The sequence below is a fragment of the Segatella oris genome, from assembly GCF_900637655.1.
Lineage (GTDB): Bacteria > Bacteroidota > Bacteroidia > Bacteroidales > Bacteroidaceae > Prevotella > Prevotella oris.
Genome location: NZ_LR134384.1, coordinates 2,262,880 through 2,277,320, shown reverse-complemented (window position 1 = coordinate 2,277,320; position 14,441 = coordinate 2,262,880). Strand labels below are relative to the sequence as shown.

14 protein-coding genes and 1 tRNA gene are annotated in these 14,441 nt (G+C 40.0%); 11 read left to right on the top strand and 4 right to left on the bottom strand.

Annotation, left to right across the window (positions count from 1 at the left end; translation table 11 throughout):
* Positions 1 to 209: 209 nt before the first annotated feature.
* From EL210_RS09470 to EL210_RS09420, 11 genes are all read left to right on the top strand, one after another.
* On the top strand, positions 210 to 1,145 hold the full coding sequence (locus EL210_RS09470; protein WP_018919308.1) for a hypothetical protein: 936 nt from the start codon (positions 210 to 212) through the stop codon (positions 1,143 to 1,145).
* A gap of 2 nt (positions 1,146 to 1,147) precedes the next feature.
* Positions 1,148 to 2,137, top strand: a complete 990-nt coding sequence (locus EL210_RS09465) for an acyltransferase family protein (RefSeq protein ID WP_018919307.1) — start codon at positions 1,148 to 1,150, stop codon at positions 2,135 to 2,137.
* A 23-nt stretch (positions 2,138 to 2,160) separates the two neighbouring features.
* Positions 2,161 to 3,333, top strand: coding sequence for an EpsG family protein (locus EL210_RS09460; RefSeq protein ID WP_025879464.1), 1,173 nt, complete (start codon positions 2,161 to 2,163; stop codon positions 3,331 to 3,333).
* Positions 3,334 to 3,335: 2 nt separating this feature from the next.
* A complete protein-coding gene (locus tag EL210_RS09455) occupies positions 3,336 to 4,331 on the top strand; it encodes a glycosyltransferase family A protein (RefSeq protein ID WP_018919305.1) in 996 nt (331 codons plus the stop codon).
* A gap of 23 nt (positions 4,332 to 4,354) precedes the next feature.
* Positions 4,355 to 5,395, top strand: coding sequence for a glycosyltransferase (locus tag EL210_RS09450; RefSeq protein ID WP_018919304.1), 1,041 nt, complete (start codon positions 4,355 to 4,357; stop codon positions 5,393 to 5,395).
* Positions 5,385 to 6,290 carry a glycosyltransferase family A protein gene (locus EL210_RS09445; RefSeq protein WP_018919303.1) on the top strand — a complete coding sequence of 302 codons (906 nt, stop codon included), beginning with the start codon at positions 5,385 to 5,387 and terminating at the stop codon, positions 6,288 to 6,290. The genes EL210_RS09450 and EL210_RS09445 overlap by 11 nt, the downstream gene beginning before the upstream one ends.
* A gap of 10 nt (positions 6,291 to 6,300) precedes the next feature.
* Positions 6,301 to 7,260: a glycosyltransferase family 2 protein gene (locus tag EL210_RS09440; RefSeq protein ID WP_018919302.1), complete on the top strand. Its 960-nt coding sequence runs from the start codon at positions 6,301 to 6,303 to the stop codon at positions 7,258 to 7,260.
* Between the two features lie 207 nt (positions 7,261 to 7,467).
* The gene (locus EL210_RS09435; RefSeq protein ID WP_026285864.1) at positions 7,468 to 8,577 is read left to right on the top strand and encodes a glycosyltransferase; all 1,110 of its coding nucleotides are present in this window, start codon (positions 7,468 to 7,470) and stop codon (positions 8,575 to 8,577) included.
* A 21-nt stretch (positions 8,578 to 8,598) separates the two neighbouring features.
* Positions 8,599 to 9,702, top strand: coding sequence for a glycosyltransferase family 4 protein (locus EL210_RS09430; protein WP_025879465.1), 1,104 nt, complete (start codon positions 8,599 to 8,601; stop codon positions 9,700 to 9,702).
* Positions 9,703 to 9,796: 94 nt separating this feature from the next.
* Positions 9,797 to 10,366: a GNAT family N-acetyltransferase gene (locus EL210_RS09425; RefSeq protein ID WP_018919299.1), complete on the top strand. Its 570-nt coding sequence runs from the start codon at positions 9,797 to 9,799 to the stop codon at positions 10,364 to 10,366.
* Positions 10,363 to 11,043, top strand: coding sequence for a sugar transferase (locus EL210_RS09420; RefSeq protein WP_025879466.1), 681 nt, complete (start codon positions 10,363 to 10,365; stop codon positions 11,041 to 11,043). Before EL210_RS09425 ends, EL210_RS09420 begins: the two co-directional genes overlap by 4 nt.
* A gap of 155 nt (positions 11,044 to 11,198) precedes the next feature.
* Here EL210_RS09420 and EL210_RS09415 read toward each other — a convergent pair.
* The 4 genes from EL210_RS09415 to lpxK all read right to left on the bottom strand — a co-directional run bounded on the left by EL210_RS09415 (position 11,199) and on the right by lpxK (position 14,440).
* Positions 11,199 to 11,271, bottom strand: a tRNA-Phe gene (locus EL210_RS09415).
* 158 nt (positions 11,272 to 11,429) lie between these two features.
* Positions 11,430 to 12,548: a thiamine-phosphate kinase gene (gene thiL, locus EL210_RS09410; RefSeq protein WP_018919297.1), complete on the bottom strand. Its 1,119-nt coding sequence runs from the start codon at positions 12,546 to 12,548 to the stop codon at positions 11,430 to 11,432.
* A 16-nt stretch (positions 12,549 to 12,564) separates the two neighbouring features.
* On the bottom strand, positions 12,565 to 13,374 hold the full coding sequence (locus tag EL210_RS09405) for a purine-nucleoside phosphorylase (protein ID WP_081620274.1): 810 nt from the start codon (positions 13,372 to 13,374) through the stop codon (positions 12,565 to 12,567).
* Positions 13,256 to 14,440, bottom strand: a complete 1,185-nt coding sequence (lpxK, locus tag EL210_RS09400; protein ID WP_018919295.1) for a tetraacyldisaccharide 4'-kinase — start codon at positions 14,438 to 14,440, stop codon at positions 13,256 to 13,258. The genes EL210_RS09405 and lpxK overlap by 119 nt, the downstream gene beginning before the upstream one ends.
* Between the last annotated feature and the right edge of the window lies 1 nt (position 14,441).

Here is a 14,441-nt window from a genome sequence, read left to right as displayed (position 1 = left end):
TTAGGGCGAGGTAGCGTCTTATTTGAAATGTGCGAGTTTTGTGAAAGAGATTGTAAATATTTTTAAGAACTTATCATATATAATTTACTATATGTAATTATATGGATGGATTTGATAGATTTTGTTAAACAGTAAGATTAATGTTAGAGAAGATATTCAATTTTTTTCTGCCTCTTTTATATTTTACCCCAATATTACGTCATAATTATATGTGCAGGCGTCAATTGCTTCTGCCTTTGTATCATCGTAAGAAAACGGGAAAAAGAAAAGCCAAAGACAGAAAAACTATCATTTACATGGTGCAGCCGGAAACGACATTCTCCGGTGGATTGTCTGATCGTCTCAGAGGTATTACCTCTGTTTATGCAGAATGTAAACGCCGGAATCTGCCTTTTAAGATAGTCTTTGAACCATTGCATTTGCAGGATTATTTAGTGCCTAATCTGTATGATTGGCAGATTGATGAGAAAGATATCTGTTGGAATACGGAGGAGGTTTATCCTTGCACGCTTCTGACTTATCATCATAATCTTCGTAATTGTTTGCAACTATTTGCACAAAGAACCATTCTTCGTTACTATTTGAGAAAGCCTTATCAGCAAATCCATATCTACTCAAACATGGCAATTGCGGATAAGAAATTCAGTGTTTTATTCAACGAACTCTTTCAACCTTCTGAACAACTGCAAAGGCATATTGATTATCATCTTGGCCAGTTGGGAGGGAAAAAGCAATATATCTCATTGACTTTTCGGTTCAGACAGTTGCTGGGAGATTTTAAGGAAGGCGGAGAAATCTTGCCGGAGCGGGAGAGAGAGGCTTATATTCTTAAATGTATAAAAGGCGTTAAGAAGCTGCATTCGAAATATCCTGATGAGCATGTCTTGGTGACCAGTGACAGTAAGACGTTCTTAGACCGACTTTCTGTGCTTGATTATGTCTATGTTATTCCCGGTATGGTTGTCCACATGGGCTTCACCTTTGACGCGAGTCAAGATGCTTATATGAAATCTTTTATAGACTATTTTATGTTGAGTTATGCGAAGAAGGTGCATCAAATGACAGATAAACGGTTGTTCAGAAGTGGTTTCCCACGTCGGGCTGCCATGTTGAACAATGCTCCTTACGAGGAAATAAAGCTTTAAGAATGGTTAAAGGAAAATCCAAACGAGTTGTTTATCTCGATACGGTTAAGTTTCTTGCTATTTGGATGGTATGCATTGGGCATTCTTATAGATTGGCAACTATGGATTCTCCCTCAATTCTAAATCGTTGGATATATTCTTTTCACATGCCGTTGTTTATGTTGCTGTGTGGGTATTTCTCTTTGAATTCGTTTCAGAAAACATTCTTGGTCTTTCTGAAACAAAAGACCATTCAACTATTAGTTCCTGCCGCTTCTATCACTTTATTGACTATATTTGTCTGTTATTTTATGAAGGTTCCTAATCTTTCGATAATAGTAAAGTCGGAATTGATCGGTGGGATGTGGTTTCTGAAAACATTGTTTTGCTGTTTTGTCTTTACTTATATTGCAAAGCGTATAGGAAAGAATGATTTGGTAACCGCAATCGGTTCAATAGTTTTTGCATTATTGTTTCCTCATGGATATTTCCTGCAGTTTAACTGGATGTTGATATTCTTTTGGACAGGATTTTTCCTCAGGTCATATTCCAAAGCCTATGAAAGATATCGCTTGATAGTGACAATAAGTTCTTTGCTTATATTTGTTTTATTATGCGATCATATAGTTCCACAAGTGCTTACTTATGAAGTGCTCTTTCATCATCCTTTGCAGCTTCCACGGCAATATATCACGGGCTTGTCCGGTTCTTTGTCGCTGATTGGTTGTACTTATTATGTGTGTAAGTGGTTGAAAGAACAGACTTGGCTTATCAATAACTTAGCCGAAATAGGTACATATACCTTGGGAATTTATGGATTGCAAGTAATTGTTTTGGAAAAGTTGCTTACAGGAAGAATTCATATCAATAATATTTTTTTTATGGATTGGGAGCTTGATTTCATTATAGTACCGTTTGTAGGCTTTATCTCTGTGTTTTTATGTTATGTACTTATACAAATATTAAAAAGAAGCAAACCTTTAGACTTCCTTTTGTTTGGTAATCAATATTAACCATTAGATATAAAATAATAAAAATGTTATTCATTTTCTTATATATAATAGTATCTGTTATTTGTTTTCGTTCGTATGCTAATCATAAACAAATAAATCGTATAGAACTGATATCTATCCTAACGGTTTTAGCTCTAATTGTTGGTTTAGGCGATATGTTGGGGGGCTATGATCGATACATTTATGGAGAATTGTTTGATAGAAATGCCGATTTGATTCGTAATGGTGGGCCTTTTATAAATTTAGAAAGCCCTATTATGGGGTATCAAAGTGAGATGTCTTATGTAATATGGAATTCTCTTGTTGCTTATATAACACCTAATCGGTATATATTTATTCTTCTTACTACGCTTTTTATCTATATTCTCTTATTTTTCTCTTTTCGCAGAATGTTCATGGAGTATCCTATTTCTGTTTTACTGTTTATGGGATTATGGTTCTTCTTTACATTCACATATTTACGTCAGGCAATGGCTGCCAGCTGCACTTGGCTGGGCTATCGTTATGTTATAAAGCGTGACTTACTGAAGTTTTTGATTGTTTGGTTCATTGCCTATGAGTTTCATAACTCTGCCGTTATCTTTCTTATATTCTATTTTATGCCACAGAGAAAATGGAGTAAGACGACTATTGTAATAGTGCTTGCTGTATTATTGGTCATAGGTGCAACTGGTCTACCTATGTCTTTGTATAATCTTTATGGCAATGCTGCGGATAGTTCACGTTCCATGAGTTATGCAGATGACCACCCCGGTTTCCGTTATGATTATGTTTTTGAGGTTGTAACAATGATGTATCTCATTTTTAATAGATATGATAAGATACCAGAGGACAGGGAAAATATCGTATATCTAAATGCTTCTCTGATGTTCTGTTTTATTTTGTTTGCGTTTATTCAATCATCCAATGCTGGGCGGCAAAGTTGGTATTATATCATGGGGATTATCTATCTTCTTTCTTTCTTGTCTACGAAAAGTGATGGTTTTGATCAATATGTTAAGACTGTTTATATTGTAGCAACGATACTTTATTTGCGTTTTGTGTTTAATTGGGGCATTTTAATCTCTCCATATAAAACGTTCCTTACAAATGGACATCGGCAGGGAGATATTATATATGAAATTTTTGAGTATGACGATCATTATGATGAAGATAAGTTTTATCGTAAACCTTTTGATATCTATATTCCACGTTAATTATGGAAAAAGATACATTCTATTATAGTGTTGCTATTCGCACCGTTGGGAAAGCAGGCGACAAGTTTATTCAAGAGTTAGAATCGCTTCATACACAAACCATAAAGCCGAGCCATATCTATGTGCATCTTGCTCATGGATTTGAGCGTCCTAAGGAGCAAGTCGGTATAGAGGAATATATTGATACTCCTAAAGGATTGGTACATCAACGAGCCGCAGCCAATATGGTTGAAGAGGAGTACGTATTGATTATTGATGATGATGTATATTTCCCAAAGGATGCTGTAGAAAAGATGTATCAAGCGTTAGTGGAACACAATGCCGACGGAATTGCTCCAGATACTTTCCCCTCGCAGGATTTGAGTTTGGTCTCTAAAATAGGCGCTTATGTCTCAAATACTGTTAGAGAGCGAAAGAATGATGGTTGGGCAATCCGTATACAGCGCTCCGGAGCGTTCTCTTTCAATGGTAAACCTGAAAAGGGGGCTATTTATCCAACCGAGAGTGCTGCCGGAACTGCTGTGTTTATGAAAACATCGGTGTGGAAAGCTATTCATTATGAGCAAGAGGCATGGATTGATCAGTTCCCTGCCGGTACCTTTGGTGAAGATCAGCTGATGTATCAAAAGATAATAGAGAATGGTTATAAACTCTTGATGTGGTATGACTCTGGGGTGCTTCATTTAGATGCGAATAGCAACAAGGCAAGTCAGAAGACTTATGACAAGATTTATTATCGGGCTATGGCACAATATCTGACGTGGTATCGTTGTGTCTATGATTTGCCAAGGAATACGGGAATGGATAGGATAAAAGACAAATGGGCTTATGGCTATCGGTTTGTATTGAGTTGTGGGGTACGGTCTCTTTATTCTGTCTTGCGATTTTCACCACGGTTTTTGGTGGCCCATATAAAAGGAAATATCGCTGCGCGTAATTTTGTTAAGAGCAAAAAATATCTCAGTTTACCCAAGTTTGTTCTTTCAACTGATGAATGAAAACTTATTTTCAATCCTTATAAATGAAAATAGAAATACCGAAATTCAGTATAATTGTTCCTGTATACAATGTAGAAAAGTATCTCCGTAAGTGTATAGAATCTCTACTTCGACAAGAAATAGATAATGTTGAAATTTTGTTAGTGAATGATGGCAGCACAGACTCTTCATCAGAAATCTGTCAGGAGTATGTAGATAACTATTCGAATATTAAATTACTTTATCAAGACAATCAAGGGGTATGTGCTGCAAGGAATAATGGTATTGTGCATGCCACTGGCGAATGGATTGTTTTAGTGGATGCCGATGATTATCTGTTGGATAATGGATTAAAGGCTGCTTTTGAAGCGGTCTGTTCTCCTGATTCATTTGATGTTATACAATATGGTAGTAGTTATGACTTCTGGCCTAAAAAGAAATTGTCTTCAGAACTTGTGTTTAACGGAAGTGGGCATGAGTATATTTTGAAGTATGGGTTTGTATCATTCTGTTGGTTGTGTTTCTACAGGAGAGAATTCCTACGAACGAACGGTATTCGATTTCATGATCATTATATTGTCGGCGAAGATCAGTTGTTTGTTGCGAATGTGTTCCTGCATAACCCGAGAATAGCCGCAGTCTCTACGGATCTCTATCGCTATGTCGTTCATGACGACAGTGCCACGACAAAGCGTGATATTTTTCATACCAGAAGATGCGTCGATGATTATCTGCTTTCTTATCATGATATCTGTATGCTTGCAGAAGAGCTGACGGTTGATAACAAAGTTCGGACATCAGTTTATAAGGCTTTGAATGGGAAAAAAATGTTTGGTTACAGTAGGATGTTGTCAGCCCAATATGACTATCATATGTTTTGTGAAGTTTCAAAAAGAGCTCGACAATACAGGTTTTATCCGATAATGCCGGTTGGTCATGGACTGAAAGGAAAGGTCATGAGTATACTCATGAATCTGACTATCAAGTATTTTGTTTTCTATAAATTGGCTTGTTGGGTATTTAATGGGATTATTTCCAAAAGTGTATTGCCAAGATTAAGAATGAACTTGAAAGATGGAAAATAAGACAATCACAGTTGTTACTCCTACTTATAATCGGGCTGACAAGCTGCATAGATTATTTCAGAGCTTGTGCGGTCAAACATCCAAAGATTTCAAGTGGCTTTGCATTGACGATGGAAGTACGGACGGCACAGAGCAACTTATAGTGAATCTTATTCGTGAGCAACGAGACATAGCGAATGGTATTCAGATCCGATACATAAAGAAAGAGAATGGCGGTAAGCATTCTGCCTTGAATATTGCCTTTAGGGAGGTTGATACCGAACTACTCTTCATTGTCGATTCCGATGATGTATTGACAGACGATGCCATAGAGACGATCAGTATGGATTGGAGTCGGCTTATCAATCGTGATAAACTTTGTGGTATAGGCTATCTCCGTGGTTATTCGGAATATTCCCGAATAGGAGATGCCTATTCTGCTGATCGGTTTTTAAGTAATTTCATCACCGAGCGTTATAATAAGGGAGTGGATGGAGATAAGGCCGAAGTGTGGGTCACAGAGAAATTGCGTGGCTTCCAATATCCGGAAGTAGAGGGGGAAAAGTTTATCTCCGAGTCGGTTGCATGGATTTGGTTGGCAAAGCAATACGATATGTTCTTTGTTAATAAGATCATCTACATCACAGAGTATCTTGTTGGAGGACTGTCTGATGTGGGGAGGATTTTGCGATTTAAGTGTCCTCATCTGATGGCTTATGGTTCATTGATGACAATGTCAAGGGAGTTTTCTGTTAAGATACGTGTGAAAGAGGCTCTGCTATATATAGTCTATTCTTTATTTGGAAAGCAGACTATGAGGGAAATACTTTGTTGCAGATATCATGTACTCGTTCTCTTGAATATCATTCCGGGCTATCTACTTTATCGGTTTTGGAAGAGGAAGTATTTTTTATAAAAATAAAGTTATGATTTCTATATTAATTCCAGTTTATAATACAGCTTCTTACTTGGCAGATTGTTTTAACAGTGTCATAAACCAGTTATACCAAGATTTTGAGGTTATAGTCATTGACGATGGGAGTACCGACGAGTCTGCCCAAATTTGTGATGAATGGGCAAAGAAGTATGCCCAGATTAAAGTGTTCCACCAAGAAAATCAAGGACTGATTGCTGCCCGTCGGGAAGGTTGGAAACATGCTGCCGGTGAATGGATGATGTTTCTGGACTCTGATGATATGCTGCCAAAGGACTCCTTGAAAACGCTTCATGCAGCTGCGGAGTACACCGACATGGTTATTGGTGCTTGCGGTGGGGGGGTATGTGCCGCCCCAGTGAACTCATTGCATGCCTTCAGACAACAGAGTATCACGGGAGGTAATTGGCCTATATCAGTTTGGGGTAAATTATACCGTAAGAGTTTGTTTGAAGATGCTGTGTTTGATGTGCCTCGCGAATGTTATAAAGGGGAAGATATGTTGCTGAATATTAAAGTGGCTTTTCGGATTAATCGCTTGCCCCATTTTGTCAATGCTGATGTGTACACTTATCGTCTCAGGCAGGACAGCATTACCCACACGTCTTCGGCCAGTCTGGATTATGAGGCGCTTTTTGACAAGTATCGGATAGCCTCCATTCCTAAACCTTTTCTGTCTGAATACATGAATGATATTCTTCTGTCACGTCTCAATGGTCTTAACGAAGTTGCCGTGTCCGACACTTACTCATTAACAATGAAACATCCATTTGTGAAACGGATATGCGATGATGCTGAGCAGGCTGGTTTCCGGTTGCCTTGGGTTTATGTTGTTTTGTTACGAACCAATATTTTCTGGTTGAAACGGAGTATTGGTTTCTATTTCCGACTCCGAAATTTTATGAGATTTAGGTGGAGACGGCTTTATCAACGTTTCATTTCTAAACAATAGTGCAGACTATTGGATTTAGGCTTTGTCTGATTTATACGTGGATTCGGTTCGAAAGTTTGTTAAGTTTCGATGGGGCGACGGAGGTGAAAAAATGACCGTCCGAGGCCTCGGATGAGTGAAAAACTGAAAAAACAGCTTTCCAACCCCTTGGAAGTAGAAAGATAGATACTTAAACCGAATTCGCGTAATTTATAGAAACTGTTCATGATGAGAATACTGCAAGTCGTTACGTCTTTAGAAACGGGAGGAGCAGAGGTGTTGATCGTTAATATGATTCCAAGATTGCAGTCCTTAGGGCATATCGTGGATTTATGTGTCTTTAATGGTGTGGAAACTCCATTGATGCAAAGGTTAAGGCGAGAGAGTCCACAGACAAAGATATATGCATTGGGGCGTGGAGTTTATAATCCTTTATATATCTTGAATTTGATAAAGATAATGCGAAGATATGATATCGTTCATACACATAATTCTTCCCCACAGCTTTTCGCTGCTGTTGCTAAAGTGTTATGCTCGGTGGAGCTTGTCTCCACCGAGCATACCACTTCCAATCGCAAACGCGATTGGAAGTGGTATGCTCCTATAGAAAGTTGGATGTATGGACAATATGCTCATGTGGCCTGTATCAGTAAAGTTGCAGAAAAGAAGTTACGGGAATATATCGGGGGGAGATGGTTAGATAAATCTTCCGATCGATATCATCGTATCTCTACGATTAATAATGGTATAGATGTAAAGAGTATCAGTGAGGCAACTCCCGATGCAGAATTGTTGTCTTTGAAAGAGCATAGAAAGGCGATTTTGATGGTTGCAGGGTTTAGAGAGGCAAAGGATCAAGATACTGTCGTTAAGGCTTTGAGTTTATTGGATAGGAATGAGTTTGAAGTATGGTTTGCAGGTATTGGCGTACGCCAAAATATTGTAAAGCATTTGGCTGATACACTTGGTGTTAGTGACAGAGTGAGATTTCTGGGCCTGCGTACGGACATACCGAATGTGCTCAGAACTGCGGATATGATTGTGATGTCGAGCCATTGGGAAGGATTATCATTGTCGAATATTGAAGGTATGAGTGCACATAAGCCTTTCATCGCAAGTAAGGTGAATGGTTTAAGAGAAGTGACAGAAGACTATGGTATTCTTTTTGAACACGGGGATGCTCATGGGTTAGCTGCCGAGATTGAACATTTAAGTATGGATAGCCAATATTATCAGCAAGTAGCAGATGCCTGTTATGAGAGGGCAGAACAATTTGATATTGACAAGATGATAATGGCTTACGAAAGAATGTATAAGCGTGTTGTCGGTATATTATGATTTTTATAACATACAAGAACATTGGAAAATACCTGTAGAAAAAAGTTATTTAGAGTAACAACAGCAGATATCTCTTTAGATGGTCTGCTGAAAGGTCAGCTGAAATACTTAAATCAATATTTTGAAGTTGTTGGAGTTACAAAAGATACAGGCGTATTAGAGGAAGTCGGGAAGCGTGAGGGAATACGGGTTATTGATGCTCCTTTAGAAAGGCCGATAAGCTTAATAAAAGATATAAGAGCTTTGTGGTTTCTATACAGGTTGTTCCGTAAAGAAAAACCTTGGTGCGTGCATGCCAATACTCCCAAAGGTAGTTTGCTGTCTATGATTGCTGCATACTTTGCACGAGTCCCTCATCGCATCTACACGGTTACAGGGTTACGCTATCAAGGTGCATCCGGGGTATTGCGCTCTGTTCTTAAGATGATGGAACGAGTTACATGTTTATGTGCAACAAACGTAATTCCCGAAGGGCATGGCGTACTTCATTGTTTGCAGGCTGATGGTATTACTCATAAGCCATTACGGGTGATATACAATGGAAATATAAATGGAGTTGACACCGAGTTTTTCAAGAAGGAGGAAAGCATACCACATGAGAGTTATACTTTTATATTTGTTGGCCGCATCGTACGGGATAAGGGAATAGCAGAACTTGTGTCGGCTATGAAGCGGCTTCCCGAGGCTCGCTTATTGCTTGTCGGCTCTTTTGAGGAAGGAGACCCTATTGCCGTTTCGGATAAAGATTATCTGATGAACTCTTCTCAAGTGACTTTTGTGGGCTGGCAGAATGATGTGCGTCCCTATATGTTACAAGCAGACTGTCTGGTTTTCCCCAGCTATAGGGAGGGATTTCCGAATGTGCCCTTGCAGGCCGGTTGTATGGAATTACCAAGTATCGTAACCAATATCAATGGTTGCAATGAAATTATCAAAGATGGTTTGAATGGAAAGATTATCCAGCCACATGATGCAGATGCCTTGTATATGACGATGAAGTGGATGCTGGAGCATAAGGAAGAAGGTCTGAGAATGGGATGTAATGCAAGAGAGATTGTGCAAGCAAAATATGAGCAGAAAGATGTATGGAAAGAACTGATAAAGATGTATCAAGAGTTGAAATAAGATGAGAAATTAAAAGCAGAAAAGAAGTTTAATGATGCTAATAAAGTAGAACAAGATACTGTCATTTAATATTTGAATATATTCCTCTCTCATCATGTTATATAATCTTGCCCATTTTTTGCGTGCACATTGTTCATGGATATGGACAATATTTGAGCTTGTCAATGCATGGCTTTTCGTGCTGCGATATGCTCATAAATTACCAGTAGTGATAGCGGGAAACATTGTACCATTGACTGTAGAGCGCATAGAAGCATTGGCTCAATTCTTCAAACGACAGCCCGAAGATGCATTTATTTATTTTCGTCCTCATGCCTTTGATGTGAAAACTTTGCATTCCTTGGTAAGGAATAAGGCCTTTTTAGCATATCTTGTCATTGATGATAATGGGGAAATCATAGGATATTTCTTTCTGCGTTGTTTCTTTTGGGGGAAATGTTATCGTGGATATATGACCGATTATGCACATCGTTGGCAGGGAATTAATCGCTTAATGGGAATAGAGGCCACGAAGATGGCTCGACATCTACATCTGCGTATGTTTGGTTCTATTGCTCCAAATAATGTTGCCAGCATGAAATCTGCCCAAGCTGTTAATGATATTAGAATAATAAAAGTACTACGTAACGGCGATTATTTAGTGGAATATCTACCGAAATCATGATGCTTAAAATTGTTTTTGATAAGGTTGTATCTCTTGTCGGGCTAATCATTCTTAGTCCAGTTCTATTGATAGTGGCCTTACTTATCAAATGGAAGATGCCTGGGCCTATATTATTCTGTCAGCAACGCGTTGGCCGTTATGGTAGGATTTTCACGGTTTATAAGTTCAGGACAATGACTGTGAAAGCTGAAGCATCTGTTGCAAGTCGCAATTCTGAAGCAACTTCTATTGCTTCTCAAGAGCAAAGTCGAATTACACCATTAGGAGAAAAACTCCGGAGATATAAACTTGATGAGTTACCTGAATTGTGGAATGTGTTGAAGGGCGATATGAGTTTTGTTGGTCCACGGCCAGATGTGCCGGGCTATGCAGACCAATTGCAGGGTGAAGACCGTGAGGTTCTGCTCTTACGCCCAGGTATTACAGGCCCTGCCAGTTTGAAATATCGCAATGAAGAGGATATTTTGGAAGCTGTTGATGAAGCATTACAAAAAGGGAGAAGCGGACTTCCAATTGGTATTACAACAGTGCAAGAATATAATGACAATGTGATTTATCCCGATAAAGTTCGGCTTAACCGCTATTATCTTCATCATTATTCATTCATAAAAGATATTCAGATGATTGTCTGTACGGTCTTAGGGAAACGAATGGAGTATGCCGGAGAACAAATTTGAAGCTCAATATAGTGAATAAAAGATAAGCTGTTGGCTAATGAACCATGGTTATCTTCGGGGATAGGAGAGTAAGGATAGTTGTTCTTTGCTCTCCTGTTATGTTATATAAGGGGTGTAAAAACAATGAAAGCAGTCATTTCTGACTGCTTAATATGTGGTACCACCAGGAATCGAACCGGGGACACAAGGATTTTCAGTCCTTTGCTCTACCAACTGAGCTATGGCACCATGTCGCTTATTTGCGCGTGCAAAGGTAGGAAATATTTATCGAAAACAAGCAGTGGATATAAAGAAAATACTTGCAGTTTATATTTATTAACATAACTACATGAGGGATCATTACCCATAAAATCATTGTATTTTCTTTATATCCAAGCCGTTGTTATTTACTTTTCATCGCGCAGTGGATTCCAACCTTGTGCCTGAAGTTCAAACTCGTTGTTGTCACGTGTGACGAGCATGCAACCGAGATTTTCCTTTGTAATATAGCCTATCTGCCGAATACCTCCTATGTTCTTAATCTTCTCATGGTCTCCGATAGGAACCGTGAAAAGCAGTTCGTAGTCTTCTCCTCCGTTGAGTGCGCAGGTAGTGAGGTTCATGTTGAATTGTTCTGCAGTGACAGCCGTCTGATAGTCAATAGGGATTTCTTTCTCATAGACACGGCAACCACATTGGCTTTGTTTGCAGATGTGCATCAGTTCACTGCTCAATCCATCTGAAATATCCATCATGGCAGTAGGTTTGATATTGGCTTCGCGCAGCTTTTCGATGATATCTCCCCTTGCTTCGGGTTTTAACTGACGGTCAAGCAAGTATTCTTTCCCGGCAAAGTCAGGCTGGAATTCCTCCACAGTTTGACGCTGTTCACGCAACGCTTTAAGTTTAGCTTCATCTTTATGAGCCTGTGCCTCGCGTACCTTTTTATTATAGTCGTCAATTTGTGAATAGTAGACAGCTTTCTCTCGTTCAAGAATTTGCAATCCCATATATGCTGCACCAAGGTCACCACTGACACAAATAAGATCTGTTTCCTTCGCACCATTACGATAGGTAATCAATTCTTTCGGAGCCTCACCTACACAGGTTATACTGATAGCTAAGCCCGTTCTGGAAGATGTGGTATCGCCACCAACGATGTCAATGTCCCATTTGCTGCAGGCTTCACGCATTCCCATATAGAAAGCATCAAGGTCTTCTACCGTAAACCGTTTGCCCAAAGCAATGCTGACAATTAATTGGCGTGGCGTTCCATTCATGGCGAATATGTCGCTGATGTTGACCATTGCAGCCTTATACCCCAGCGTGTGCATGTCGGTGTAGGTGAGGTCGAAATGAATACCTTCCATCAGCATGTCCGAAGTGATAAGTACTTCGGAATTGGGATAGCTGAGCACAGCACAGTCATCGCCCACACCATATTGGGTGCTTGTATTTTTAATCTGAATATCTTTGGTGAGTCGGTCAATGAGGCCAAACTCACCAAGTTTTGAGATTTCTGTCATTCTCTTATGTTTTGTTTTACGAGCGACGAATCATCTCACGCATGATTTCTGTCATCTTAGGCTGGGCTTCATTGGCAGCTTTCTGTACTTCCTCATGGCTCACTTCAACAGGAACGTCGAAGCCACCGAGGTCAGTAATAATGCTGATGCCAAACACCTTAATACCGCAGTGACAAGCTACAATCACCTCTGGAACAGTGCTCATGCCGACTGCATCTGCTCCCATGTGGTGATACATGCGATATTCTGCCGGCGTTTCGAATGTCGGTCCCTGCACACCCATATAGACACCGTGCATCAATCGAATTCCTTTTTCTTTGCCAATCTCGTCAGCCAGCTCAATCAGTTCATGGTTGTAGGCCTCATGCATGTCGGGAAAACGTGGCCCTGTAGGAAAGTTCTTGCCACGCAAAGGATGTTCCGGGAAGAGGTTGATGTGGTCAGTGATAATCATCAGATCACCGATTTTGAAGTCGGGGTTCATACCACCTGAAGCATTGCTGACAAACAAAGTCTCAATTCCCAATTCATACATTACGCGCTCTGGGAAAGTCACTTCCTTCATGTTATAGCCTTCATAGAAATGGAAACGACCTTCCATGGCCATGATATCCTTGCCTCCAAGTTTTCCGAAAATCAGTTTTCCGGCATGTCCTTCAACCGTCGATACCGGGAAATTAGGTATCTCACTATAAGGGAATTCGTAGCTATCTGTTATCTCTGAAGCTAATTGTCCGAGGCCCGTTCCCAGGATAATGGCTGTCTTTGGACTTGTGGTCATCCTTTCCTTTAACCAGGATGCTGTTTCTTGAATTCTTTCGTACATAGTCTATGATTTTATTGTTAAATTCTTCTTCTTGATTAAGCATGAACTTCACCTTGATAGGAAGCACATAGAGATTTTGCCTTACATCCTCACTCAGTCCCTCGATTTGTTCGAGTCGAGTAGCATCTTTCTCTGTTGTCACGATAATCTTTTCACCCTCAATGGCATGAAAAGTATCGTTGATGTTCACTATATCTTTATTCTTAAACCGGTGATGATCGGCGAATGTCAGTGGCGTAATCTCTTTCACATGAGGTTTCATGTCAACAATCATCTGCTTGGGTGAGGCGATACCTGTAAGCAACATAATGTGTTTGTCGGCCAGTTCGCACTTGTCAAGCAGAGGCTTTTCTTTTGCAAAGAGGGGCTTGAGTTTGTCGTATTCTATCGTTGTAAAGAATAAACTCTGATAGGGATAGAGGTTCATGGCCTTGGTAAGGACGCGAAACTCCATCGGTTTAAGGTCTTTAGGGCATTTTGTAACGATGACAATATCTGCGCGGTTCTTACCCGACTGCTGTTCACGGAGTCTGCCGGCAGGCAGAAGTTTATCATAGATAATCAGTCGGTGATAGTCTACAAGCAGGATGTTGATGCCCGGTTTCACATAGCGGTGCTGGAAAGCATCATCCAGAAGAATAACGTCGGTGTCGTTTGTTTGGGCATCACCCGTGAGGCGTTCAATGCCATTTACACGCTTCTTGTCAACTGCAATGTGCACATCGGCAAATTTTTTCTTCATCTGATAAGGCTCATCTCCTATGTCCTGCACTGTCGACTCGTTGTCGGCCAGCACATAGCCATGGCTCTTTCGCTTGTAGCCCCGTGACAGAACAGCCACTTTAACCTTATCTTTCAGCAAGCGAATCAAGTATTCCACATGCGGAGTCTTACCCGAACCGCCTACTGTGATGTTCCCCACGGAGATGATAGGAATGTCATAGTCGTGTTGTTTCAGCAATCCGATGTTGAACAACTGATTGCGAATTCCTACGCCAAGTCCATAAAACCAGCTCAGTGGCAGCAGCCATTCGTTGATGTGTATGAAGTCTCCTTCTGTCCTCATC

Bases quoted from the DNA above. Each gene is read 5' to 3' on its own strand.
- EL210_RS09470 (WP_018919308.1), top strand. From the start codon at position 210: ATGTGCAGGCGTCAATTGCTTCTGCCTTTGTATCATCGTAAGAAAACG.
- EL210_RS09465 (WP_018919307.1), top strand. From the start codon at position 1,148: ATGGTTAAAGGAAAATCCAAACGAGTTGTTTATCTCGATACGGTTAAG.
- EL210_RS09460 (WP_025879464.1), top strand. From the start codon at position 2,161: ATGTTATTCATTTTCTTATATATAATAGTATCTGTTATTTGTTTTCGT.
- EL210_RS09455 (WP_018919305.1), top strand. From the start codon at position 3,336: ATGGAAAAAGATACATTCTATTATAGTGTTGCTATTCGCACCGTTGGG.
- EL210_RS09450 (WP_018919304.1), top strand. From the start codon at position 4,355: ATGAAAATAGAAATACCGAAATTCAGTATAATTGTTCCTGTATACAAT.
- EL210_RS09445 (WP_018919303.1), top strand. From the start codon at position 5,385: ATGGAAAATAAGACAATCACAGTTGTTACTCCTACTTATAATCGGGCT.
- EL210_RS09440 (WP_018919302.1), top strand. From the start codon at position 6,301: ATGATTTCTATATTAATTCCAGTTTATAATACAGCTTCTTACTTGGCA.
- EL210_RS09435 (WP_026285864.1), top strand. From the start codon at position 7,468: ATGAGAATACTGCAAGTCGTTACGTCTTTAGAAACGGGAGGAGCAGAG.
- EL210_RS09425 (WP_018919299.1), top strand. From the start codon at position 9,797: ATGTTATATAATCTTGCCCATTTTTTGCGTGCACATTGTTCATGGATA.
- EL210_RS09420 (WP_025879466.1), top strand. From the start codon at position 10,363: ATGATGCTTAAAATTGTTTTTGATAAGGTTGTATCTCTTGTCGGGCTA.
- thiL (WP_018919297.1), bottom strand. From the start codon at position 12,548: ATGACAGAAATCTCAAAACTTGGTGAGTTTGGCCTCATTGACCGACTC.
- EL210_RS09405 (WP_081620274.1), bottom strand. From the start codon at position 13,374: ATGTACGAAAGAATTCAAGAAACAGCATCCTGGTTAAAGGAAAGGATG.
- lpxK (WP_018919295.1), bottom strand. From the start codon at position 14,440: ATGAGGACAGAAGGAGACTTCATACACATCAACGAATGGCTGCTGCCA.